Raw genomic sequence first — 24370 nt, 5'->3', positions numbered from 1 at the left:
ATCCTCCCCCGTTCGGTCGTTATGTCCGTCGTGCGACCGTTTGCACTTGCTTAACTCGGACAATATCGGTTTTCTAGGCGGAATGATGCTGCGCTCGCGCGCGCATCGCAGATAAACCAACGGGAGAGAGAAGTGCTGAAGCGATTCCATTTAGGGCTAGCCGTATCGTTCGCGGCATTGGTCGCGGCGCCCGCCGCCCTCGCGCAACAAGCCGCGGGTCAGGCCCCCGCCACCGCGACGCTGTCGGGCGACAAGCCGGGCCCGGTGATGCACCGCAACGTCTTCGGCCAGTTCGCCGAGCATCTCGGCACCGGCATCTATGAGGGCATCTGGGTCGGCGGCAATTCGCGTATTCCCAACGAGGGTGGCTATCGCCGCGACGTGCTGGCCGCACTCAAGGCGATCAACGTGCCGATGGTGCGCTGGCCCGGCGGCTGCTTCGCCGACGAATATCACTGGCGCGACGGCATCGGCCCGCGCGGCAAGCGCCCGGTCAAGGTCAACACCAACTGGGGCGGTGTGACCGAGGACAACAGCTTCGGCACGCATGAATTCATGGGCTTCGTCGAGAAGCTGGGGGCCGAAGCCTATGTCTCGGCCAACCTCGGCAGCGCGCCGCCCGCCGAGACTGCGCAATGGGTCGAATACCTCACCGCACCTGCAGGCACGAGCGTGCTCGCCAAGGAGCGCGGCGCCAATGGCCGCTCGCAGCCATGGAAAGTCCAGTATCTCGGCATCGGCAACGAGCTATGGGGCTGCGGCGGCAACATGCGCGCCGAATATGCCGCCGACCTGACCAACCAATATTCGCAATTCGCCAAATCGACCAACGGGCCGATGCTCAAGATCGCCAGCGGGCCCAGCGATTCGAACTATGACTGGACCGAGACCTTCATGAAGATCTCGGGCAAGCACATCAACGGGCTGGCGCTGCATTACTATACCCGCCCGCGCGACAAGGACTGGAGCGACAAGGGCCCGGCACTGGGCTTCCCCGAGCGCGAATGGGCCTCGACGATGGCGCACACGCTCCAGATGGAGGAGTTCATCACCAAGCATTCGGCGATCATGGACAAATATGATCCCGAGAAGAAGGTGATGCTTGCGGTCGACGAATGGGGCACGTGGTACGACCCGACCCCCGGATCGAACCCCGGCTTCCTCCAGCAGCAGAATTCGCTGCGCGATGCGGTGGTGGCGGGGCTCAACCTCAACATCTTCGCGCATCATGCCGATCGCGTGAAGATGGCGGCGATCGCGCAGCTGGTGAACGTGCTGCAGGCGATGCTGCTGACCGACGGCGCCAAGATGGTGAAGACCCCGACCTATCATGTCTTCGACATGTACCAGCCGTGGATGGACGCAACCACGCTGCCGATCGAGGTTGAATCGCCCTACTACCACAACGCCGAATTTGCGATGAAGGCGGTCAGCGCATCGGCGGTGCGCGACAAGAACGGGCAGGTGCATGTCGCGCTGGTCAACCTCGACCCCAACCGGCCGATGCCGATCTCGGTGGCGATGACCGGGGTGCAGGCGACCGGTGCGACCGGGCGTATCCTCACCGCCGAGGCGATGGACGCGCATAACAGCTTCGAGCGGCCCGACACTCTGGTGCCGGTGGCGTTCGATGGCGCGCAGATCGCGAACGGCACCTTGTCGGTGACGCTGCCGGCGAAGTCGGTGGTGGTGTTGGCGCTGCGCTAGGGCCGCAGCTTCGGCGTCGCCATCGCGGCGGCGCCGACGTGGCCCCGGCCCCGCGCTGAGCGGGGCCGGGGCAGACGATCAGAGGAAGCGGTTGATCAAATTCTCGATCCGCTCCTGCTGGCCCGACACCTGGTGCGGGTTCAGGTCACGCTCGACTGCCAGATCGGCGATACCGGCCAGGTCGAGCCCGCCGATCGTGCTGCCGATATCGGCATCCCAGCCGGCATAACGCTCGGCCTTGATCGCATCGACGCGGCCGTCCTCGATGATCGCCGCGGCTGCCAGCAGGCTCTTGGCGACGACGTCGATGCCGCCGACATGACCATAGAAGAGATCGGCAGGATCGATGCTCTGGCGACGGACCTTGGCGTCGAAGTTGAAGCCGCCATCGGTGAAGCCACCCGCACGGATGATCTCGATCATCGCGAGCGTCAACTCCTCGACCGAATTGGGGAACTGGTCGGTATCCCAGCCATTTTGCGGATCGCCGCGATTGGCGTCGATCGAACCGAAGATGCCGAGCGCCGCAGCGGTCGCGATCTCGTGCTCGAAGGTGTGGCCCGACAGCGTGGCGTGGTTCGCCTCGATATTGACCTTCACTTCGTTCTCGAGGCCGTAGCGCTTCAGGAAGCCGTACACCGTCGCGGTGTCGAAATCATACTGGTGCTTGGTCGGCTCGTGCGGCTTGGGTTCGATCAGGATCGTGCCCTTGAAGCCGATCTTGTGCTTGTGCTCGACCACCAGGCTCAAGAAGCGCCCGAAATTGTCGAGCTCGCGCTTGAGGTCGGTGTTGAGCAGCGTCTCATAGCCTTCGCGACCGCCCCACAGCACATAGTTCTGGCCACCCAGCCGATGCGTCGCCTCGAGCGCGTCGCGAACCTGCAGCGCGCTGAAGGCATAGACTTCGGGGTTGGGGTTGGTTGCCGCACCGGCGGCGAAGCGCGGGTGGCTGAACAAATTGGCGGTGCCCCACAGCAACTTGCGGCCCGACGATGCCTGCAGCTTTTCGAGATGATCGACCGCCTCGGCGAAATAGCGGCGATGTTCGGTGACGTTCGCCGCATCGGCCATCACGTCGATATCGTGGAAGCAATAATAGGGAATGTCGAGCTTCTGGAAGAAGTCGAACGCCACTTCGCGCTTCTCGGCGGCTGCCGCGCTGTCGTTGGCGCCGCGATGCCAGGGGCGGTTGAAGGTGCCGCCGCCGAACACGTCCGAACCCGGCCAGCAGAAGGTGTGCCAGAAGCAGGCGGAGAAGCGCAGATGGTCTTCCATCCGCTTGCCCAGCACGACCTTGTCCTTGTCGTAATAGCGATAGGCCAGTTCGTTGGTCGATTCGGTACCTTCGTACTTGATCGTTGGAATGTCGGCGAAGAAGTCGGACATCATGCGTTCCTTGTCGTGGATTTGGTGGTGATCCGGGGATAGGCCAGTTGGAAGGCCGCTTTTTTCTCCGCCAACGCGGCGACGAGCTGGGGATCGGGCGCGATGCGGTGCGCCACCGGCGGCGCGACGCAGACCTTGGCGGGATCGCCGCCATCGACCGCGAGTTGCGCGAGCCTTGCCGCGCCGAGCGCGGGGCCGACTTCGCCGCCCTGGAGGTAGACGAGCTCGACCCCCATCGCCGCAGCAATGACCTGGCCCCAATAGCGCGACCGCGCGCCGCCGCCGATCACCGACAGCCGCTCGACCACGGTACCGGCCTCGCGCAGCACTTCGAGCCCGTCGGCCAGCGCGAACGCCACGCCTTCGAGCACCGCCTGCGAGAGCCGCCCAGCATCGCTGTCGTTGTCGAGCCGCAGGAACGCGCCGCGAACCTCGGCATCGTTGTGCGGCGTGCGCTCGCCCGACAGATAGGGGAGGAACAGTTCGGGGCCGCTGGCTGGGCCGGCGGCTTCGGCGCGTGCGAACAGGTCGGCAGCGCCCGCCGCGCCGGTGATGCGTGCGACCCAGTCGATGCACGATGCCGCCGATAGATGCACCGACATCTGGTGCCACATCCCCGGCATCGCATGGCAGAATGCATGCACCGCGCGATCGGGGTTGGGCCGGAATTCCTGCGTCGCGACGAAGATCACGCCCGAGGTGCCGAGCGACAACAGCGCGTCGCCGTCGGAAACGACGCCGACGCCGACCGCTCCGGCGGCATTATCGCTGCCACCCGCCGCCACCGGTACCTGTGGCATGCCCCAGGCTTCGGCGACCTGCGGGGTGAGCGTACCGGTGATCTGCGTACCCTCGAACAGGGCCGGCATCTGCGCGCGGGTCAGCCCGCATGCGCTGAGCAGCGTATCGCTCCAGTCACGCTTGGCGACGTCGAGCCACAAGGTGCCCGCGCTGTCCGACAGGTCCGACGCCTTCTCGCCCGTCATCAGCAAGCGGACATAGTCCTTGGGCAACAGCACCGTCGCGATCTTGGCGAAGATCTCGGGCTCATGCTCGCGCACCCACAGCAATTTGGGCGCGGTGAAGCCGGGCATCGCGATATTGCCCGCGATGCTGCGCAGGTCGGGTACCGCGCGCTCCATCGCCTCGCACTCGGCGTGGCTGCGCCCGTCGTTCCACAGGATCGCCGGGCGAAGCGGAACGTCATCGGCATCGAGCAGCGTGGCGCCGTGCATCTGCCCGGCAAGCCCCACGCCGCGCACCGACCGGCGAATGCTCGGCTCGATCGCCTGCACCGCAGCGTTGGTCGCGCGCCACCAAGCTGCGGGGTCCTGCTCTGACCAGAGCGGATGCGGGCGCTGGACGGTCAAGGCGGCGACGCCCTGACCGACCACTGCGCCGGTCTCGTCGAGCACCACGGCCTTTACGCCCGAGGTGCCGATATCGATGCCGAGGAACATGCCCGATCAGTCCTTGAACGGATTGATCGGGACGATCGTGCCGTCGGGGTTGAAGGTCATCTCGGTCATCTTCACCGAACGCAGGTGGTTCTTATTCGACAGCTGGGTGTCGTGGTAGAAGAGCCACCATTTATCCTCGAACTTCACGATCGAATGATGCGTGGTCCAGCCCTGCACCGGCTCCATGATCCGTCCGGTATAGGTGAACGGGCCATAGGGATTGTCGCCGATCGCGTAGGCCAGATAATGCGTGTCGCCGGTCGAGTAGGTGAAGTAATATTTGCCATCGCGCTTGAACATCCACGCCGCCTCGAAGAAGCGCCGCTCATGGTCGCCGCCCAGGATCGGCTTGCCTTCGGCATCGACGATCTGCACGTCGCGCGGCTTTTCGGCGAAGGTCTTCATGTCGGCCGACATGCGCGCGATCTTGGGCGCCAGTGCCGGCTTGTCGTCCTGCTTCAGGTCGGTATCGCCGCCCTGCGCATTATAGCTGCCGTTCGCCCAGCGCTGGAGCTGGCCGCCCCAGATGCCGCCGAAGAACATGTAGCTTTCGTTATCGTCGTCGGTGAACACCGCCGGATCGATCGAATAGGCGCCGGGGATCGGCATCGGCTCGGCGACGAACGGGCCGGTCGGCGACTTCGAGGTGGCGACGCCGATGCGGAAGACGTCATCCTTGTCGCGCGCCGGCATGTACAGATAATAGGTGCCGTTCTTGTACGCCGCGTCGGGCGCCCAGGTCTGCTTCGACGCCCAGGGGATCTGCGACACGTCGATCGCGACCGGATGGATCGTCACTTCGCCGCCGGGCCGGTCCATGCTCAGCACGCGATAATCTTTCATCGCATATTGGTTGCCCAGATCGTCGTCGGGGATGCCCGCATCGATGTCATGACTCGGATAGACGTACAGCTTGCCGTTGAAGACATGCGCCGACGGATCGGCGGTGAAGATCTCGCTCACCAGCGGCTGGTTGAGATAGCGCTTGCCCTCGGGGCTGCGTGCCTCGTCACCCGCTGCCGCGTTGGCGCCCGCTTCGTTGGCAACCGCCTCGTTCGAGGTCGCGGTCTGCGACGCGTTGCAGCCGCCGAGCAAAATGAGGGGAAGCAGCATTGCGCTGGCCTGGAGCCCGATTTTCATGCCTTCGATCCTTTCCTATCGTCACGATCTTCTGCGAGATCGATGGTTCGTTAAAACTACGTTAGCGCTATCATAGACGGACGCCCGGTTGGTACAAGCCTAGCGTGCCCCCGTAGCGGGGGGAAGGGCGCCATCGCCGGGACGCGCGCCGCGGCGTCCCGGTCCGGCGTGCTTTCCCCCGCGCGGATGCCGGCGCATCGGGCTGGAATCGCGCGCAAAGCTCAGTGATTGTCGCGCGGCAGGCCCATCGTCTGGGCGATGCGCTGATATTTTTCGGCCCCTTCCAGGATTGCCCCGGTCTGCAACTGGCCCACCGTGGCACGCTGGATTTCCTGCCACGGTGTCTGCGAGGCGGGATAGGCATAGCCGCCGGCCTCGGTAAGCGCACGGCGGCGCTCGGCGAGTTCGGCGTCGTCGACCAGCACATCAGCCGAGCCCTTGCCCAGATCGATCCGCACGCGATCACCGGTGCGGATCAGCGCCAGCCCGCCCATCGCCGCCGCTTCGGGCGAAGCGTTGAGGATCGAAGGGCTGCCCGACGTGCCCGACTGGCGGCCATCGCCGATGCAGGGAAGGGCATGCACGCCTTCGCGGATCAGATAGGCGGGCGCGCGCATGTTGACGACTTCGGCCGCCCCCGGATAGCCGATCGGCCCGGCACCGCGCATGAAGAGCAAATGGCTGTCGGTGATGCCAAGCGCGGGATCGTCGATCCGCGCGTGATAATCCTCCGGACCATCGAACACCACCGCGGGACCTTCGAACGCCTCGGGATCGTCGGGGTTCGAGAAGTAGCGGTTGCGGAATTCGGGGCTGATCACGCTGGTCTTCATGATTGCCGATTCGAACAGATTGCCGCGCAGCACGATGAACCCGGCTTCTTCCTTCAGCGGCGTCGCGAACGGGCGGATGACCTTGTCGTCCTCGATCGTCGCATTGCGGCAATTGTCGCCGATCGTCTTGCCGTTGGCGGTAATCGCGTCCTCGTGAATCAGCCCCTGCTTCATCAGTTCGGCCACCACCGCGGGAACGCCGCCGGCATGGTAGAAATCCTCGCCGAGATATTCGCCGGCAGGCTGCAGATTGACCATCAGCGGCACCTTGTGGCCGTGCGTCTGCCAGTCATCGAGCGCGAGGTCGGCGCCGATGTGGCGCGCGATCGCGGCGAGATGGATCGGCGCGTTGGTCGATCCGCCGATCGCCGAATTGACGACGATCGCGTTGAGGAACGCGTCGCGCGTCATGATGTCCGACGGCTTGAGATCCTCGGCGACCATCTCGACGATGCGGCGGCCGGTGAAATAGGCGACTTCCTGGCGGTCGCGATACGGCGCCGGGATCGCCGCCGAGCCGGGCAGCTGCATGCCCAGTGCTTCGGCCAGCGAGTTCATCGTCGTCGCGGTGCCCATCGTGTTGCAATAGCCGGTCGAGGGCGCGGAGGAGGCGACGAGCTTGATGAAGCCCTCGTCATCGATCGCGCCGGTCGCAAGCAATTCGCGCGCCTTCCAGACGATCGTGCCCGAGCCGGTGCGCTCGCCCTTGTGCCAGCCGTTGAGCATCGGCCCGACCGACAAGGCGATCGCCGGGATGTTCACCGTCGCGGCGGCCATCAGGCAGGCAGGTGTGGTCTTGTCGCAACCGATCGTGAGCACCACGCCGTCGAGCGGATAGCCGTACAGCACCTCGACCAGCGCCAGATAGGCCAGGTTGCGATCGAGCCCCGCGGTCGGGCGCTTGCCCGTTTCCTGGATCGGATGCACCGGGAATTCGAGCGGGATGCCGCCCATTTCGCGGATGCCATCGCGCAGCCGCTCGGCCAGCACGAGGTGATGACGGTTGCAGGGCGAGAGATCGCTGCCCGTCTGCGCGATGCCGATGATCGGTTTGCCCGACCGCAATTCCTCGAGGCTGAGCCCGAAGTTCAGATAGCGCTCGAGGTAGAGCGCGGTCATGTCGACATTCTCGGGATTGTCGAACCAGGCGCGCGAGCGGAGCTTTGGCCGGAGCTGGGGCGTGTCAGTCATGCAGGGTCTTTCGCGAAACGGGCAGGTGGGTCAGCGCTTCGTCGACACGCGATAGATCATGACATGCCGATAGGGCTTGCCGGGATCGACGCGCGCCGAGACGAAACTCGGCTGGTTGGGGGCATCGGGAAACTTCTGTGGCTCAAGCGCGATGCCGTCGCCCATACGGTAAAGGTGCCCCTTCTTCCCGACGTACGTGGCATCAAGGAAGTTGCCGCTGTAGAATTGGACGCCTGGCTCGGTCGACAGCACTTCGAGCACGCGGCCCGATGCAGGGTCCTCGAGCCGTGCCGCGATTTCGGGGGTATCGGTCAGGCCCTTGTCGAGCGCGTAATTATGGTCGTAGCCCTGCGCGACGCGGATCTGCTCGTCCTTGCCGTCGCGAATGCGCTCGGCGATCATCCGCGGCCGGCGAAAGTCGAATGGCGTATTCTCGACCGGGCGCAGCTCGCCGGTCGGGATCAGCGCGGCGTTGACCGGGGTGTAGGCGCGCGCGGGGATCGTCAGCAGCTGGTCGGTCGCGCCCATCGGCGATCCGTCGCCCGCCATGTTGAACAGCGCGTGGTTGGTCATGTTGACGATCGTCGGCTTGTCGGTCTTCGCGTCGAACGCGATGCCCAGATTGCCCGTCTCGTCGAGCGTGTAGGTGACGGTGACGTCGAGCTTGCCCGGATAGCCCGAATCGCCATCGGGGCTGCGGTGCGACAGCACCAGCTTGGCGGTAGGCCCGCTGCTGACCGACACGACCTTCCACAGGATCTTGTCGAAGCCCTTGTCGCCGCCATGCAGCGAATTGACCTTGTCGTTGAGCGGTAGCTGATAGCTTTTGCCGTCGAGCGTGAACTTGCCCCCTGCGATCCGGTTGGCGAAGCGGCCGACGGTGACGCCGAAATAATTGGGACGGTCGACATAGGAAGCGACGTCGTCATAGCCGAGCACCACGTCGGCAAGCTTGCCGTCGCGACCCGGTACCATCAGCGATTGCAGCGTCGCGCCATAGGTCAGCACGCGCGCGCTGACGCCATTGGCGTTGCTGAGCGTGATCGCCTCGACAACTGATCCGTCCTTGAGCGTTCCCGCTGCTTCACGCGTCGCGGTGGCGGCGATCGCCCCGCCGGGGGACGTCATGGCCAGCATTGCACCAATCATCAGCGTCGCTGCCTTCATGTTCGCCATCCTTCGTCTCTCCCGCGCGGGCGTCGGTCCATGCGTCCGCTGCGCGGATATAGTCAGACAACATCGCGGTGGGCAAGCGCTTGGGGGCGGCTTTCGGGTTCGGTTCGGCGGCAATCAGGCGAGGATCGACCCGCCCTTCATCACCATCTTGACGCGGCCCTGCACCGGCAAGCCGTCGAACGGGGTGTTACCCGCCCGCCCGACCATCCGGTCGGCGACGATCTGCGCGCCGATATTGGGATCGACCAGGATCAGGTCGGCGGGCTGCCCCGCCGCCAGCATGCCCGTGTCGAGCCCGAGGATCCGCGCGGGGTTACGCGCGAGCAGCGCGAAGAGCCGCTCGATCGTGATCGTGCCGTCGTGCACCAGCCCGAGTCCCAGCGGCAGCAGCGTCTCGGCGCCCGACATGCCCGGTGCCGAATCGGCGAAGGGCAGGCGCTTTTCCTCGGGGCCGCGCGGATCGTGCGACGAGGTAAGCACGTCGATCGTCCCATCGGCGAGCGCCGAAAGCGCCGCGCGCCGGTCGTCTTCGCAGCGCAGCGGCGGCGAGAGATGCGCGAAGGTGCGGAAATCGTTCATCGCGATGTCCGACAGCAGCAGGTGCGCGGGCGAGATTCCGCAGGTCACCCGAACCCCGCGCGAACGTGCGGCGCGGATCAGGTCGAAGCCGGCAGCCGTCGTCACCTGGCGAAAATGGATCGCCGCGTCGGTTTCCTCGGCCAGCATCAAATCGCGGGCGATCGCCAGCGATTCGACGATGGCGGGGGCGGCGCGTAGGCCCAGCCGCGTCGCGGTCTCGCCCTCGGTCGCGACCGCGCCTGCAGCGAGCCCGGCATCTTCTGGGTGGGCGACAACTGTCAGCCCGATATCGGCGGCGTAGGCGAGCACGCGGCGCATCACGCCGCTATCGGCGATCCAGCCGCGCCCGGTCGCCACCGCGCGCGCGCCGGCCTCCTGGTTGATCGCCATTTCGGCGAGGTCGATGCCCGCCAATCCGCGCGTCGCGGCGGCGATCGGATGGACCCACAATTCGGGCTTGCCCATGTCGGCGGCGCGCTGGACGATGCCCGGATCGTCGAGGATCGGCGACTGATCGGGCATCAGCCCGACACGGACGATCCCGCCGACAAGGCACGCCGGCTTGTCGATCGCGAACACCCCCAAGTCAACGATCGCCGGCGCCAGCATCCGCCCGCGGCAATCGACGATCGTCGCATCGGCGGGCGCGTCGAAATCGCCGACTCGCGTGATACGATCGCCCTCGACCAACAGGCTGCCCGGCCGCACGCCGCCTTCGGGGCATACCAAGGTCGCGTTCACGAATGCCGTGGTCATGCCCACCCCTCCACGCCGCGCGCGCGCCGGGTCAGCACGTCGAGACACGCCATCCGCACCGCGACCCCCATTTCGACCTGCTCGGTGATCGCCGACCGGCCGGGCATGTCGGCGACCGACGAGGTGATCTCGACCCCGCGGTTCATCGGCCCCGGATGCATTACCAGCGCGTCGGGCTTGGCGAGCGCCAGCCGCTCGGGGGTCAGGCCATAGCGGCGGTGATATTCGCGCGTCGACGGGATGAACGCCCCCGACATCCGCTCGTTCTGCAGCCGCAGCATCATCACGACGTCGGCACCATCGAGCGCGGCGTCGAAATCGGTGAAGCGCGTGACCGCCATCTGCTCGACCGCGGCGGGCATCAGCGTCGACGGGCCGACGACGCGCACCTCGGCGGCGAGCGAGGCAAGCGCCAGCATGTTCGATCGCGCGACCCGGCTGTGCAGCACGTCGCCGCAGATCACCACGCGCTGGCCGGCGATGCTGCCGCGCCGCCGCCGGATCGTCAGCGCGTCGAGCAGCGCCTGGGTCGGGTGCTCGTGGCTGCCGTCGCCGGCGTTGAGCACCGGGCAATCGACCTTGTCGGCGATCAGCTGCACCGCGCCCGAGCTGCCGTGGCGGATGACGATCACGTCGGCGCGCATCGCGTTGAGCGTCACCGCGGTGTCGATCAGCGTCTCGCCCTTCTTCACGCTCGACTGGCCGACACCCATATTGACGACGTCGGCGCCGAGCCGCTTTCCCGCGATCTCGAACGACAGCAAGGTCCGCGTCGAATTTTCAAAGAAAGCGTTGATTTGGGTCACGCCGTCGAGCCGCCGGTCGTTCTTGGCGCGCGCGCGGTTCGCCTCGATCCATTGCTCCGATTCGTCGAGCAGGAAGGTGATCTCGTGCGGCTGCAGCCCGCCGATACCCGTGAGGTGCCGGTGCGGGAACGCGACGCGTCCGGGCAGGACGGCGGCGGGGGAGTGGTCCGAGGCTGACATCAAGGCCGGCGGTTAGAACGCCCCCGCCGCGCGCGCAAGCTCAAGCGGCTTCGAGCTTCGAGACGAAGGTGTCGGCGGCGGCATGCAGCGCACGCGAGGTTTCGGCGAGCGCAGATGCCGCGCCGAGCACGCGGTCGGACAGTGTTTCAGTGTCGTGCGCGGCCATCACCACATTGGCGATCTGGTCGGCCATTTGCGTTGCCCCCGCCGCGGTATCGATCGCCGTGGTCTTGAGCGCGGCAGCGGTGGCGCGCTGCGCGTCGATCGCGCTGCGGATCGCCGCCGCATCGGTGGCGAGATCGCCGATGGCGCCGGTGATTCCGGCCAGTGCATCGTGCGCGATCTCGGCCTCGCCATGCACCGACGTCGCGAGCGTGCGGATTTCGCCCGTCGCGCCGGTGGTTTGGCCCGCCAACAGCTTCACCTCTTGCGCGACCACCGCGAAGCCGCGTCCGACATCGCCCGCACGCGCCGCCTCGATCGTGGCGTTGAGCGCTAGCAAATTGGTGCGCGCGGCGATCGCATGGACCGAATCGGCAAAGCGTCCAATCGCTTCGGTACGCTCGGTGAGGTGGCGGACCGCGTCGTGCCCCGATGTCGATACGTCGCGCGCGTCACGGCTCAACCGCGCCTGGCGATCGACGCTGGCACCGATCGCGTTGATCGACAGCGACAGTTCGGCGATCCGCGCGGCAAGCGCCTCGGCGCTGGCCGACGACATCGCCGCGGTATCGGCGCTTTCGGTCGTCTCGCGGCTCGCGCGGCGGGCAATATCCCGCAGGTCGCGGGCCGACGCCTCGAGCTCGGACGACGCCGCGGACACCGATCCGACGATCGCGTCGATCGTGTCGTGGAAGCTGCCCGCGAGCGCGAGCATCTCGGCGCGGCGCGCCTCGGCGGCGTCGCGCTCGGCGGCCTCGCGGCGCTCGCGCTGCTCGCCTTCGCGGCGCTCGGCGGCGGCCGCCGCTTCCATCGCCGCCTCAATCTCGCGGCGGCGCGCGATCGCGTCGGCAGCCGCAGCATCGCTGTCCTCCTGCGCCTGTTGCTGCCGCAACATCAACGCCTGCAGTCGCATGGCAAGGAACGCGAGGACGCCGCATTGCAGGACCACCGCGATCACATGGATCACCGTCCGCCAGACATTGCCGCCGCCCAGAAACACCCAATCGGTGGCGAGCAACCCGAAGCTTAGATGGTGGAGCGCGATCAGCACCGACGCCAGCACCAGCGGGCGCCAGTCGCACAGCACTGCGAGCGCGGCGAGCGCGACGAAGAAATACATGTGGATATCGATCTGCCACGCGCGCCCGGCATATAGATAGACGCCTAGCGCGGGGAGCAACGCGGCGAGCACGCCCAGCATCAGCCGCGCATTGGGGTCGCGGCGACCGCGAAGCAGCGCGATCGTGGGGGGAAGCGTGGCTGCGATCCCGATCGACAGCACGATCCCAAATCCAGGCGCGCGAAGGACCATTCCCATCGCGCCGATCGCCGCTACGCTGACCCAGGCGGCGATGACCAGCAGGTCGAAGCCGCGGCGACGAAATGCGTCGAGCTGGTTCATGCCTTCTCCACCGCTTCGCTGCCACAGCCCGCCCCGGGCGCACGCAGCAATAGGATCGCGCGCCCCTGCGTCTGCCCGCGCAGCGCCGTCAGCGGCGATTCGACGATCAGCGACCCCGGCCAGCCGCCGGTCGCTACCAGCGATCCGCCCGCCGATCGTGCCAATGCCGCCATTGCGCCGGCCGAGGTGCCGTCGAGCGGGACCATCAGGATACGCCCGCGCTGCGGCGGCAGCCCTGCGAGCACGCCCATGCCAACGATCGCGACCAAGGCTTGGCCGATCAGCATCGAAGAGGATGAAAAACGCGCACGTTGGAACACGCGCTCGGTGTAACCGCGACTAGTTAGTGCGAAGTAAACTGCCCAAGAAGGTCTTTCGTACCCTTATTCAGCCATGCGCGAGCGCGTCGATCGCGCCTTGCAGGATCCAGGCGGCGGCCATGTTGTCGATCAATTCAGCGCGTTTTGCGCGACTTGCGTCCTGTTCGATCAACGTTCGCTCGACCGCGACGGTCGACCAGCGCTCGTCCCACAGCAATATCGGCAATGCGAGATCCTCGACATTCCGCGCGAACGCGCGGGTCGATTGGGTGCGCGGGGTGTCGCTGCCGTCTAGGCTCAGCGGCAGCCCGATGACGATTCCGCGCACCACCTGCTTGCCGATGACGCTGGCGATCTCGGCCTTGTCCTTCTGGAACTTGGTGCGGCGGATCAGCGTGGCGGGGCTTGCGAAGCTCCAGCCGGCGTCGCAGAAGGCGGTGCCGATCGTCTTGGTGCCGACGTCGAGCCCGATCAGCCGCCCGCCAGCAGGGAGCGCCGCGGCGAACACCGCCTTGTCGGTGGTGATCATCGCGCGAACGCCGCCATCCGCCGCGCCGCATCCTGGCGGATATTGCCCCAGAACAGGCTGTAGTCGAACACGTGGTAGTTGTTGCCCGGCAGCACGTAGTTGCCGAGGTCGGGCGGGGTACCGATCATCAGGATACCGCGCCCCTCGCAGCGCCCCGGGATGCGCCCGGGCTCGAGCGTCGCCTCGGTCAGGTCTTCCGACGGGAACAATGCGCCCAGATTGGCCGAGGCCTCGGCCGAATCGCCGGCATTGCCGGTGATCGGGTTGGTGCACACCACTGGCGTTCCCGCGCGCGGCTGGCCGTTGAAGCCGGTGGTTTGGTCGAAGGTGTCGAAGATCAGCGAGGGATCGGCGGGCTCGGCAAAGCTCTGCCACGACAGGATGCAGCCGGTCTGCTGCGCCGTCGCGCATTCGGGCAGCCCGAGCGCGGGCAGGTCAGCGGGCTTCGATACCGGCCAGCCGACGACATAGGCAGCGACGATCCGGTCGGCGATCGGCTGGCCCGCGATCCGGTCCTTGAGCAAATGCGTGAGGTGCAGCGCGCCCTGGCTGTGCCCGGCAAGAATGATGGGTCGATCGGGGCCGACTTCCTTTGCGAACTGGTCGAACGCCGCCAGAACGTCGCGATAGGCCAGCGCCAACGCCTGGCGCGCGCTGTCCTCGCTGGTCAGGAACGCGCCGAAGGTCGCTTGCCGATAGCGCGGCGCCCAGATCGCGCCGACCTCGTTGAACGCGCTCGCCTGGCCGCGCAGGAAAATCTCGGCGCGGCCATTGGCGTCGGCATTGTCGAGCGGCGCGTTCCAGTGACCACGATCGAGATACGAGGTGGGGTGAATGAAGAACACCGCCGCGGGCGGATTGGCGCCGACGTTCAGCCCCTGCGGCACCCAAAGCGCAGGGTTCCCCGCGCGGTCGGGCCGCGCGATCCACATGGTGGGCTTGGCATAGGCATTGGGCTCGGGCTCGGGCAGCGCTTCGAACGGCGCGCTCGGCACCATCGTCCTGCGCAACAGCTCGATGCCGTACAGGCGATAGGCAAAGGCCGCTGCGATCGCGAGGATGATGAGCACCGCCACCACGTACAGAAATTTCCGCGCCACTATCCAAATCCTTCCTGCCCGCGAACCAGCGGACCCGCGCACACCCCGTGCGACAGCGTTGCGCGCGGCGCAACCGCAGCTTTGGGGGGTGAACGCTTGAAGCGGGCAAGGCACGATGCTAGCCGCGACGAATGTCCGTAGACACCGCAACCGTGAAACGCATCGCGAGCCTCGCCAGGATCGCGATCACCGATGACGAGGCGCAGGCAATGGCGCCCGAACTCAACAACATCCTTGGCTGGATCGAGCAATTGGGCGAGGTCGACTGCACCGGCATCGAGCCGATGACCGCGGTCATCCCCAACACGCTTCGTTTGCGCGAAGACGTGGTGACCGAGCCCGACCAGCGCGACCTGGTGCTGGCCAACGCGCCGCAGGCCGAACATGGCTTTTTCGCGGTGCCCAAGGTGATCGAATGACCAAGCTTACCGACCTCACCGTCGCCGGTATCCGCGACGGCTTTCGCGCAGGCGATTTCTCGGCGCGCGAAGTGGCCGAAGGATTCAACGCGGCGGTTGCCGGCGCGAAGGCGCTCAACGCCTTCATCGTCGACACCCCCGATCATGCGCTGGCCGCCGCCGACGCCGCCGATGCCGCGCGCGCGGCAGGCGACGCGGCCAAGCCGCTGGCGGGCGTGCCGATCGGCATGAAGGATCTGTTCTGCACCAAGGGCGTGCAGACCACCGCAGCGAGCCACATCCTCGAAGGCTTCGTGCCGCCCTATGAATCGACGGTGTCGGGGAAATTGTGGGAAGCCGGGGCAGGGATGCTCGGCAAGCTCAACCTCGACCAGTTCGCGATGGGGTCGTCGAACGAGACGAGCTATTTCGGCAATGTCATCAGCCCGTGGCGGCGGAGCGACGGCGGCAACGCCGCAATGGCCCCCGGCGGATCGTCGGGCGGCAGCGCCTCGGCAATCGCGGCGCGGCTGTGCCCCGCGGCGACCGGCACCGACACCGGCGGCTCAATCCGCCAGCCCGCGGCGTTCGTCGGTATCTCGGGCATCAAGCCGACGTATGGCCGCTGCTCGCGCTGGGGCGTGGTCGCCTTCGCCTCATCGCTCGACCAGGCGGGGCCGATGGCGCGCGACGTGCGTGACTGCGCGATCATGCTCGAGGCGATGAGCGGGTTCGACCCCAAGGATTCGACCTCGCTCGATCTGGCGGTACCGCAGTGGGAAGCTGGTTTGTCGAGCGACCTCAAGGGCAAGCGCGTCGGTATTCCCAAGGAATATCGGGTCGAGGGCATGCCCGCCGAGATCGAGGCATTGTGGCAGCAGGGGATCGATTGGCTCCGCGACGCCGGGGCCGAGATCGTCGAGGTCTCGCTGCCGCACACCCGCTACGCACTACCGGCCTATTACATTATCGCCCCGGCCGAAGCGTCGTCGAACCTCGCGCGCTATGATGGCGTTCGGTACGGCCAGCGCGAGCTGCCCGAGGGTGCGAACCTGCAGGACATGTACGCCGCGACTCGATCGGCGGGCTTCGGTCCCGAGGTGAAGCGCCGGATCATGATCGGCACCTATGTGCTGTCGGCGGGCTATTACGACGCCTATTACACCCAGGCGCAGAAGGTCCGCACGCTGATCGCGCGCGATTTCGCCGAGGCCTGGGACCATTGCGACCTGCTGCTGACCCCGACCGCGCCGTCGGCGGCGTTCGCGCTGGGTGAGAAGATGGCCGATCCGCTGGCGATGTACTTGAACGACGTGTTCACGGTGCCGTCGTCGCTGGCGGGCCTGCCCGCAATGTCGGTGCCCGGTGGGCTCGACGCCGGCGGTCTTCCGCTTGGGTTGCAGGTGATCGGCCGCCCGCTCGACGAACAGAGCGTGCTGAATGCCGGCCTGGCATTGGAAGAACGCGCCGGCTTCACCGCCCGCGCCGAGGCATGGTGGTAAGATGAGCAGCTATCGTATCCAGGGCGCCACCGGCGACTGGGAGGTCGTCATCGGCCTCGAAGTCCATGCGCAGGTCACCTCGCACGCCAAGCTGTTCTCGGGCGCGTCGACCGCGTTTGGGTCCGAGCCCAACACCCAGGTCAGCCTGGTCGATGCGGCGATGCCCGGCATGCTGCCGACGCCGAACCGCGAATGCATCCGCCAGGCGGTGCGCACCGGCATGGCGATCGATGCGGCGATCAACAAATGGTCGCGCTTCGATCGCAAGAATTATTTCTACGCCGATCTGCCGCAGGGCTATCAGATCAGCCAGCTCTACCACCCGCTGGTGGGTGAGGGGACCATCACCGTCCAGCTAGACGAGAAGGACCCCGAATCGCCGGTCAAGGCGATTGGCGTCGAGCGGATCCATGTCGAGCAGGACGCGGGCAAGCTGATGCACGATCAGCATCCCACGCGAAGCTATGTCGATCTCAACCGATCGGGCGTCGCGCTGATGGAGATCGTGTCGAAACCCGACATGCGCTCGCCCGCCGAAGCGGGGGCCTATGTCCGCAAGCTGCGATCGATCCTGCGCTATGTCGGGTCGTGCGACGGCAATATGGAGGAAGGCTCGATGCGCGCCGACGTCAATGTCAGCGTGCGCAAGCCCGGCGAGGAATTCGGCACGCGGACCGAGACCAAGAACGTCAATTCGGTGCGATTCGTGATGGCGGTGATCGAGCATGAGGCGCGCCGCCAGGTCGACGTGCTCGAAGCCGGCGGCAAGATCGTGCAGGAAACGCGGCTCTACGATCCCGATCGCGGCGAGACGCGGTCGATGCGGTCGAAGGAAGACGCGCATGATTATCGTTACTTCCCCGATCCCGATCTGCTGCCGCTGGTGCTCGACGACGCCTTCCTCGCCGAATGTCGCGCAAGCCTGCCCGAGCTGCCCGATCCCAAGCGCCGACGCTACGAAACCGAGCTGGGGCTGTCGGCGTACAACGCCGCGGTGCTCACCGCCGAGGTCGAGACTACGCGCTGGTTCGAGGCGCTGCTTGCCGAATGCGCTTCGCAGGTGACGGCAAAGGCGGCGGCGAACTGGTTGATTTCAGACCTGTTCGGCGCGCTCAACCGGCTGGGCCGCGACATTGCCGACAGCCCGGTCAGCCCTGCCCAGGGCGCTGAATTGCTGGCGCTGATCGCCGACGGCACGATCTCGAATACGCTGGGTAAGCAGGTGTTCGAGATCATGCTCGAAACCGGGCAGGGCGCGGGCGCGATTGTCGAGGAACGCGGGCTCAAGCAGACGAGCGATACCGGCGCGATCGAAGCCGAGATAGCGAAGGTCATCGCCGCCAACCCCGACAAGGTCGCCGATTATCGCGGCGGCAAGGACAAGCTGTTCGGCTTCTTCGTCGGCCAGACGATGAAGGCGATGGCGGGCAAGGCCAACCCTGGCGTGGTCAACGAACTGCTCAAGAAGGTGCTCGGCTAAGGCCGGCGAACGGGGCGCACCGCAGATCGGTGCGCCCCGCTTGCGCGCTTACTGCGCGTCGGCGTCCTGGTTGCGGACGACGCCGCCCGAACCGCCCGCGCTGTCGGGCGAGACCGTCGGTACGGTCGGCGACGTGCCGCCGCCGGTGCCGCCCTCTACATTCTCGACATCGTCGTTGCGTCCCGAAACCGCGCGTTCGATATCCGAACGGCGGTCGGTATTGTCTTGCGGCATGCTGTCTGGATGCGGGTCGCGATCGCTCATCGGGCTTCTCCTTGTGGAATCACATTACCGGCTGGCCGGGGGCAACGCCTGGATCGCCGCCGGGCTGCGGTGAGGGGACGTCGATATCGGGGCCGGGCGGGTTGAATTCGGGTGGCGGGCTGGCGGGGATGCCGGGCTGGCTCGGCTGTTCGCCGGGGTGCGGCGGTGCTTCGGGCGGCGGTGCGGTGGGCTGGCCGGGTTCGCCGGGCATCGGTTGTTCGGGCATCGGGGGTTCTACGGGCATCGACACTCTCCTTCAGGGGCATAACGAACTGCATCGATAGCGGTTGCCTTGTGTCTTGCCCTGTCTCGCACGGCTGCTATAGACGCCGGCTGATCGGCGGTGTCCTCTCAGGCGGGCGTGGCGGAACTGGTAGACGCGCTTGGTTTAGGTCCAAGTATCGCAAGATGTGGGGGTTCGAGTCCCTTCGCCCGCACCAGTCTCGCCCCATGCAGGGGCGATGCAGCCACATATGGATTCACGAGAAACGAAAGCGCGACCCCGCACATGCAGACTGTCGAGACGTTGAACGAGGGCCTCAAGCGCGCCTACACGCTCACCATCACCGCCAAGGATATCGATTCCAAGGTCGATGCCGAGGTGAAGCGTGTCGCGCCGCAGGTCCGCATGCCCGGCTTCCGCCCCGGCAAGGTGCCCGCCAATCTGGTGCGCAAGATGCACGGCGAGTCGATCGCGCAGGACGCGCTGAACAACTCGATCCAGGAAGGCATCCAGCAGCTCATCGCCGAGCAAAAGCTGCGTCCGGCAATGGCGCCTGCAGTGTCGCTCGACGATTATGCGCCGGGCAAGGACGCAGCGGTCAAGGTCGAGCTGGAAGTGCTCCCTGACGTGCCCGCGCCGTCGATCGAGGGGCTCAAGCTCGAGCGGCTGATCGTGCCGGTGCCCGAGGAGCGGGTTGCCGAGCAGATCAACCAGCTGGCATCGCAGCAGAAGAAGTTCGACGACGCGCCCGAGGGGCATGCAGCCGCCACCGGCGACCTGGTCGTGATGGATTTCCTGGGCAAGGTCGACGGCGTCGCCTTTGACGGCGGCACTGGCGAGGACATGTCGGTCGAGATCGGCACCGGCCGCTTGATCCCAGGGTTCGAGGATCAACTCGTCGGCGTGAAGGTCGGCGACGAAAAGCAGATCGAGGTGACCTTCCCCGAGGATTACGGCGTCGACACGCTGGCGGGCAAGCTCGCGACCTTTGACCTGACGGTCAAGAAGGTTCAGGTTTCGGGTGAAATGGCGATCGACGACGATTTCGCCAAGTCGCTCGGGCTCGAGAGCCTCGAGCAGCTGCAGGGGCTGATGAAGGGCCAGCTCGAGAACGAGACCGGCCAGCTCACGCGCACCCACATGAAGCGCAAGCTGCTCGACCAGCTCGCCGAGGGTCATGATTTCCCGGTGCCGCCGTCGATGGTCGAGGCCGAGTTCAACCAGATCTGGCAGCAGCTCGAGCATGAAGCCGGCCATGAGGAAGATCCCGCGGCGGCGATGGCCGAGCTCGAGAGCGAGCGCGACGATTACCGCAAGATCGCCGAGCGCCGCGTGCGGCTGGGGCTGCTTCTGTCGGAGATCGGCCAGGCCAATGGCATCGAAGTGACGCAGGCCGAAATGAACCGGCTGGTCGCACAGGCCGCGCAGCAATATCGCCAGGAAGACCGCGAGCGCTTCATGCAATATATCCAGCAGGAGCCGATGGCGGCTGCCCAGCTGCGCGCGCCGCTGTACGAGGACAAGGTCGTCGACTTCCTGTTCGACAAGGCCGAAGTGACCGAGCGCGAAGTGTCGCGCGAGGAACTCGAAGCCGCGATCGAGAGCGAAGATGGCGTGGTGCCGCATGTCCATGGCCCCGATTGCGGCCACGACCATGACGAGGCGCCGGCCAAGCCAAAGGCGAAGGCCAAGAAGGCGGCTGCCAAGCCGGCGACCGACAAGGACGTAGCGCCTGCGGAAGCCGACGCGCCTGCCGAAGCCGCTGCTCCCAAGAAGAAGGCAGCGACCAAGAAGGCGGCAGAGCCGGTCGAAGCCGCCGCCGAAGTGTCGGACGAGGCTGCCGAGGCTCCCAAGAAGAAGGCTCCTGCGCGCAAGAAGAAGACCGACGCCGAGTAATCTGTCCCTCTCCCGCGGGTGGGAGAGGGTTGCGTAGCCTGGGTCCGCGGTCTTCACGCGGCCCCAGGCGTAGCTGGATGGGGTGGCTGGGGTCGCCCGCGACCTAGCGACGCTATCCTTCTCCCGCCGTCGGGGGAAGCTTTGGGGGCAATGTGACCGAACCACGCATCGCGGTGATCCTGCCTTGCTATAACGAGGAAGCCGCGATCGCGCAGACGGTGGTGGCGTTCCGCGCCGCGCTGCCCGGCGCGCGCGTCTATGTGTACGACAACAACAGCCGCGACCGCACCGCCGAGGTCGCCGCCTTTGCCGGCGCGATCGTCCGCACCGAACGCGTGCAGGGCAAGGGCGCGGTGGTCCGGCGGATGTTCGCCGATGTCGACGCCGATATCTATGTGATGGCCGATGGCGACGCGACCTATGACGCCGCCTCGGCGCCGGCGATGGTCGCGCGGCTGCTCGACGAACAGCTCGACATGGTTGTCGGCAGCCGGGTGCACGAGGCGACCGAGGCGTATCGCCGCGGCCATCAGTTCGGCAACAAGGCGCTGACCGGCATGCTCGCGCGGCTGTTCGGCCGTAGCTTCAGCGACATATTGTCGGGCTATCGCGTGTTTTCGCGCCGCTTCGTCAAGAGCTTCCCTGCGCTGTCGGCGGGGTTCGAGATCGAGACCGAGATCAGCGTCCACGCGCTCGAGCTGAAAATGCCCGTCGCTGAGGTTGAGACGCCGTATTTCGCGCGGCCCGAAGGCTCCGAATCGAAGCTCAACACCTATGGCGACGGCTTTCGAATCGCGACGACCATCGCGACCTTGTACCGGATCGAACGGCCGATGCTGTTCTTCGGGCTGATCGCCGCTGCCATCTCGCTGCTCGCGCTGATCCTGTCGATCCCGCTGGTCGCGACCTATATCGACACTGGGTTGGTGCCGCGTTTTCCCACCGCGATTCTCGCGACCGGGCTGATGATCCTCGCCTTCCTCAACCTTTTCGCAGGATTGATCCTCGATACCGTGGTGCGCGGGCGGCGCGAGGTGCGGCGGCTGGCCTATCTGGCGCATCCGGCACCATCGCGCGGCGGCGACCGCTAGCCCCAGCGCTGCGGCAACGTTCGCCGAACCCCGCCGCGCCCCCTTGCGCGGCACTTCACTAGCGCCGATGTTGGCGTTTCAACTTCTGAGCGGGATTTCCATGCACGACCCTATGAGCGCACTCGTTCCTATCGTCATCGAACAGTCGAGCCGTGGCGAGCGCAGCTTCGACATTTTCTCGCGGCTTCTGCGCGAGCGCATCGTTTTCGTCACTGGTGGGGTCGAGGACGGCATGGCCTCGCTCATCACCGCGCAGCTGCTCTTCCTCGAGTCCGAGAACCCGAAGAAGGACATCTGGATGTACATCAACTCGCCCGGCGGCGTCGTGACCGCCGGCATGGCGATTCACGACACGATGCAGTATATCCGCCCGCGCGTCGGCACCGTCTGTATGGGGCAGGCGGCGTCGATGGGCAGCTTCCTGCTGGCATCGGGTGAGCCGGGGATGCGCGTCGCGCTTACCAACGCGCGGATCATGGTGCATCAGCCTTCGGGCGGCGCGCAGGGCATGGCGAGCGACATCGAGATCCAGGCGCGCGAAATCCTTCGTATCCGTCGCCGGATGAACGAGCTGTACGCCAAATATACCGGCAAGCCGATCGAGGAGATCGAAAAGGCGATGGACCGCGACACCTTCCTCGAGGCCGACGAAGCCAAGACCTTCGGCCTGGTCGATGAAGTGTACGACAAGCGTCCGGGCGTGCCCGAGGATCCGTCGACGGGCACCACGCCGACGATGTAAGGCCTAGGATGCAGGTCCGTTTCGGCGGGCCTGCATTGCAGGGGGCGGGGGCAGCCCCCAATTTGTGCGTTGCCCCTGATACCCTGCCGTGTAGGATGGCGGGTGGATTAAAGCGCCCGAGCGGCGCCAAGGATGAAATCGAATGACGAAGCTGAGCGGTGGCGACTCGAAGAGCACCCTCTATTGCTCCTTCTGCGGCAAGTCGCAGCACGAGGTGCGCAAGCTCATCGCCGGGCCGACGGTGTTCATCTGCGATGAATGCGTCGAACTGTGTAACGACATCATCCGCGAGGAAACCAAATCCGCGCTGGTGAGCAAGAAAGACGGCGGCGTCCCCGCGCCGCAGGAAATCTGCGACGTGCTCGACGATTACGTCATCGGCCAGAAGCGCGCCAAGCGCGTGCTGTCGGTGGCGGTGCACAATCATTACAAGCGGCTCAACCACGGCGCCAAGGGTGCCGATGTCGAGCTGAGCAAGTCCAACATCCTGCTCGTCGGCCCGACCGGCTGCGGCAAGACTCTGCTCGCGCAGACGCTGGCGCGAATCCTCGACGTGCCCTTCACGATGGCCGATGCGACTACGCTGACCGAAGCGGGCTATGTCGGCGAGGATGTCGAGAACATCATCCTCAAGCTGCTTCAGGCTTCCGACTATAACGTCGAGCGCGCGCAGCGCGGGATCGTCTATATCGACGAGATCGACAAGATCAGCCGCAAGGCCGAGAATCCTTCGATCACGCGCGACGTGAGCGGCGAAGGCGTGCAGCAGGCGTTGCTCAAGCTGATGGAGGGAACGACCGCCTCGGTACCGCCGCAGGGCGGGCGCAAGCATCCGCAGCAGGAATTCCTGCAGGTGGATACGACCAACATCCTGTTCATCTGCGGCGGCGCGTTCAGCGGCCTCGAAAAGATCATCGGCGACCGCCTGCAGGGCAAGTCGATCGGCTTCGGTGCCTATGTCGCCGCACCCGAGGAACGCCGCACCGGCGAGACTCTGAAGCAGGTCGAGCCCGAGGATCTGCTGAAGTTCGGCCTGATCCCCGAATTCGTCGGTCGTCTGCCGGTGATCGCGACGCTCGAGGATCTCGACGTGTCGGCACTGATGAAGATCCTCACCGAGCCGAAGAACGCGCTGGTGAAGCAATATCAGAAGCTGTTCGACATGGAGGGCGTGAAGCTCGGCTTCAACGACGAGGCTTTGGTCTCGATCTCGAAGAAGGCGATCGAACGCAAGACGGGTGCGCGCGGGCTGCGCTCGATCCTCGAGGGCATTCTGCTCGACACGATGTTCGACTTGCCGAGCATGGACGGGGTCGACGAGGTCGTGGTCGACAAGGACGTGATCGAGGGCCGCAAGGAACCGGTGCGCGTGTACGCCAAGAAGGAAAAAGCGGGCAGCGGCGCCGCCTGATCGATCGGCGATGCTGCTAGCGAAGGGGCCTCGGGAAACCGGGGCCCCTTTTTATTGCGGTAGCAACAGGCCGATCCCGACCTGGATCATCACGATCAGCAGCAAATAGGTCGAGAAAGGCTGTTTGCGCGTCTTGTGCCGGAACAGCTGCCGCGCCAGCAGCGCGCCCGGTGACCCGCCGATCAGCGCTAGGCCGAGCAGGTCGTTTTCGGGGATGCGCCGGAGGCCCTCGATCGCGCGCTGCTTGTCCTGCCAGAACCGCATCATCGTCCAGCCGTTCAGCACGATGGCGGCGGTAATCAACCAATATATCATGGGGATAGATGATAAGCGGGGCAAGTTTCGCTAATCTTAACCCCGTCCGCGCTGGCGGCTTGCCAGGACCAGCCCGGCGGCGATCTGTACCACCGCATAGGCCTGCCGTCGGCCCGGGCGCCCGCGGAAGGGGGCGACCAGCTTCTCGGCACCCAGCGCCTCACGCTCCCACAAACCGACGTGCCGTTCGGGCTGCACGAGCCCCAACAGCCCGTCGCCGATCATGAAGGTGGCCGCCATTTCGGCGGCACGGTTGGTCCAGATCGTCATCTGCAATATCTCCTATCGGCGCGTAACGCACCGATGCCTGGCTATGATCCT

General features: G+C 66.0%; 23 protein-coding genes and 1 tRNA gene. 9 read left to right on the top strand and 15 right to left on the bottom strand.

Going from position 1 to position 24370, the window contains the following annotated elements; genetic code table 11:
* Nucleotides 1–135 precede the first annotated feature (135 nt).
* Nucleotides 136–1707 carry an alpha-N-arabinofuranosidase gene (locus OKW76_RS04225; RefSeq protein WP_416221857.1) on the top strand — a complete coding sequence of 524 codons (1572 nt, stop codon included), beginning with the start codon at nt 136–138 and terminating at the stop codon, nt 1705–1707.
* 78 nt (nt 1708–1785) lie between these two features.
* On the opposite strand, the gene xylA is transcribed toward OKW76_RS04225, so the two are convergent.
* From xylA to OKW76_RS04170, 11 genes are all read right to left on the bottom strand, one after another.
* Nucleotides 1786–3096, bottom strand: a complete 1311-nt coding sequence (gene xylA, locus OKW76_RS04220) for a xylose isomerase (protein WP_265551418.1) — start codon at nt 3094–3096, stop codon at nt 1786–1788.
* The gene (xylB, locus tag OKW76_RS04215; RefSeq protein ID WP_265551416.1) at nt 3093–4553 is read right to left on the bottom strand and encodes a xylulokinase; all 1461 of its coding nucleotides are present in this window, start codon (nt 4551–4553) and stop codon (nt 3093–3095) included. The genes xylA and xylB overlap by 4 nt, the downstream gene beginning before the upstream one ends.
* A 6-nt stretch (nt 4554–4559) precedes the next feature.
* On the bottom strand, nt 4560–5693 hold the full coding sequence (locus tag OKW76_RS04210; RefSeq protein ID WP_265551414.1) for a glycoside hydrolase family 43 protein: 1134 nt from the start codon (nt 5691–5693) through the stop codon (nt 4560–4562).
* A 221-nt stretch (nt 5694–5914) separates the two neighbouring features.
* Nucleotides 5915–7717, bottom strand: coding sequence for an IlvD/Edd family dehydratase (locus tag OKW76_RS04205; RefSeq protein WP_265551412.1), 1803 nt, complete (start codon nt 7715–7717; stop codon nt 5915–5917).
* A gap of 30 nt (nt 7718–7747) precedes the next feature.
* Nucleotides 7748–8884, bottom strand: a complete 1137-nt coding sequence (locus OKW76_RS04200; RefSeq protein ID WP_265551410.1) for an aldose epimerase family protein — start codon at nt 8882–8884, stop codon at nt 7748–7750.
* 123 nt (nt 8885–9007) lie between these two features.
* Complete coding sequence (locus OKW76_RS04195) at nt 9008–10228, bottom strand: dihydroorotase (protein WP_265551409.1); 1221 nt, start codon at nt 10226–10228, stop codon at nt 9008–9010.
* On the bottom strand, nt 10225–11214 hold the full coding sequence (locus OKW76_RS04190; protein WP_256507042.1) for an aspartate carbamoyltransferase catalytic subunit: 990 nt from the start codon (nt 11212–11214) through the stop codon (nt 10225–10227). The genes OKW76_RS04195 and OKW76_RS04190 overlap by 4 nt, the downstream gene beginning before the upstream one ends.
* Before the next feature lie 40 nt (nt 11215–11254).
* Nucleotides 11255–12778: a methyl-accepting chemotaxis protein gene (locus OKW76_RS04185; protein WP_265551407.1), complete on the bottom strand. Its 1524-nt coding sequence runs from the start codon at nt 12776–12778 to the stop codon at nt 11255–11257.
* Nucleotides 12775–13065, bottom strand: coding sequence for a hypothetical protein (locus OKW76_RS04180; protein WP_265551405.1), 291 nt, complete (start codon nt 13063–13065; stop codon nt 12775–12777). The genes OKW76_RS04185 and OKW76_RS04180 overlap by 4 nt, the downstream gene beginning before the upstream one ends.
* 100 nt (nt 13066–13165) lie before the next feature.
* Nucleotides 13166–13627, bottom strand: coding sequence for a Holliday junction resolvase RuvX (gene ruvX, locus OKW76_RS04175; RefSeq protein ID WP_265551403.1), 462 nt, complete (start codon nt 13625–13627; stop codon nt 13166–13168).
* Entirely contained in the window at nt 13624–14727 is a 1104-nt protein-coding gene (locus OKW76_RS04170) for a DUF3089 domain-containing protein (protein ID WP_265551401.1), read from the bottom strand. The genes ruvX and OKW76_RS04170 overlap by 4 nt, the downstream gene beginning before the upstream one ends.
* A 131-nt stretch (nt 14728–14858) precedes the next feature.
* Here OKW76_RS04170 and gatC point away from each other — a divergent pair, with 131 nt between their 5' ends.
* The 3 genes from gatC to gatB are packed head-to-tail and all read left to right on the top strand — an operon-like array spanning nt 14859 to nt 18107.
* Complete coding sequence (gene gatC, locus OKW76_RS04165) at nt 14859–15146, top strand: Asp-tRNA(Asn)/Glu-tRNA(Gln) amidotransferase subunit GatC (RefSeq protein WP_033921318.1); 288 nt, start codon at nt 14859–14861, stop codon at nt 15144–15146.
* Nucleotides 15143–16627: an Asp-tRNA(Asn)/Glu-tRNA(Gln) amidotransferase subunit GatA gene (gene gatA, locus OKW76_RS04160; RefSeq protein ID WP_265551398.1), complete on the top strand. Its 1485-nt coding sequence runs from the start codon at nt 15143–15145 to the stop codon at nt 16625–16627. Before gatC ends, gatA begins: the two co-directional genes overlap by 4 nt.
* 1 nt (nt 16628) lies before the next feature.
* Entirely contained in the window at nt 16629–18107 is a 1479-nt protein-coding gene (gene gatB, locus OKW76_RS04155) for an Asp-tRNA(Asn)/Glu-tRNA(Gln) amidotransferase subunit GatB (RefSeq protein WP_265551396.1), read from the top strand.
* A 48-nt stretch (nt 18108–18155) separates the two neighbouring features.
* On the opposite strand, the gene OKW76_RS04150 is transcribed toward gatB, so the two are convergent.
* Both OKW76_RS04150 and OKW76_RS04145 read right to left on the bottom strand, forming a co-directional pair.
* The gene (locus OKW76_RS04150) at nt 18156–18371 is read right to left on the bottom strand and encodes a hypothetical protein (protein WP_265551394.1); all 216 of its coding nucleotides are present in this window, start codon (nt 18369–18371) and stop codon (nt 18156–18158) included.
* A 19-nt stretch (nt 18372–18390) separates the two neighbouring features.
* A complete protein-coding gene (locus OKW76_RS04145; RefSeq protein ID WP_256507051.1) occupies nt 18391–18615 on the bottom strand; it encodes a hypothetical protein in 225 nt (74 codons plus the stop codon).
* Between the two features lie 111 nt (nt 18616–18726).
* Here OKW76_RS04145 and OKW76_RS04140 point away from each other — a divergent pair.
* The 5 genes from OKW76_RS04140 (at nt 18727) to clpX (ending at nt 23734) form a co-directional block, all read left to right on the top strand.
* Nucleotides 18727–18811: transfer RNA gene (locus OKW76_RS04140), tRNA-Leu, on the top strand.
* 68 nt (nt 18812–18879) lie between these two features.
* Nucleotides 18880–20490 carry a trigger factor gene (gene tig / locus OKW76_RS04135; RefSeq protein ID WP_265551392.1) on the top strand — a complete coding sequence of 537 codons (1611 nt, stop codon included), beginning with the start codon at nt 18880–18882 and terminating at the stop codon, nt 20488–20490.
* Nucleotides 20491–20642: 152 nt separating this feature from the next.
* Nucleotides 20643–21581: a glycosyltransferase family 2 protein gene (locus tag OKW76_RS04130; RefSeq protein ID WP_265551391.1), complete on the top strand. Its 939-nt coding sequence runs from the start codon at nt 20643–20645 to the stop codon at nt 21579–21581.
* 100 nt (nt 21582–21681) lie between these two features.
* Complete coding sequence (locus tag OKW76_RS04125) at nt 21682–22323, top strand: ATP-dependent Clp protease proteolytic subunit (protein ID WP_265551389.1); 642 nt, start codon at nt 21682–21684, stop codon at nt 22321–22323.
* A 142-nt stretch (nt 22324–22465) separates the two neighbouring features.
* Nucleotides 22466–23734 carry an ATP-dependent Clp protease ATP-binding subunit ClpX gene (gene clpX, locus OKW76_RS04120; protein WP_033921312.1) on the top strand — a complete coding sequence of 423 codons (1269 nt, stop codon included), beginning with the start codon at nt 22466–22468 and terminating at the stop codon, nt 23732–23734.
* A 51-nt stretch (nt 23735–23785) separates the two neighbouring features.
* Here clpX and OKW76_RS04115 read toward each other — a convergent pair whose 3' ends face one another.
* Nucleotides 23786–24037, bottom strand: a complete 252-nt coding sequence (locus OKW76_RS04115) for a DUF1294 domain-containing protein (RefSeq protein WP_416221842.1) — start codon at nt 24035–24037, stop codon at nt 23786–23788.
* 48 nt (nt 24038–24085) lie between these two features.
* Nucleotides 24086–24319, bottom strand: coding sequence for a hypothetical protein (locus OKW76_RS04110; RefSeq protein ID WP_265552758.1), 234 nt, complete (start codon nt 24317–24319; stop codon nt 24086–24088).
* Nucleotides 24320–24370: the final 51 nt, after the last annotated feature.

Source organism: Sphingomonas sp. S1-29, from assembly GCF_026167545.1.
Taxonomy (GTDB): Bacteria; Pseudomonadota; Alphaproteobacteria; order Sphingomonadales; family Sphingomonadaceae; genus Sphingomonas.
Note: the sequence above shows the minus strand (reverse complement) of the source record. Positions and strands in the feature narration are given on the sequence as shown.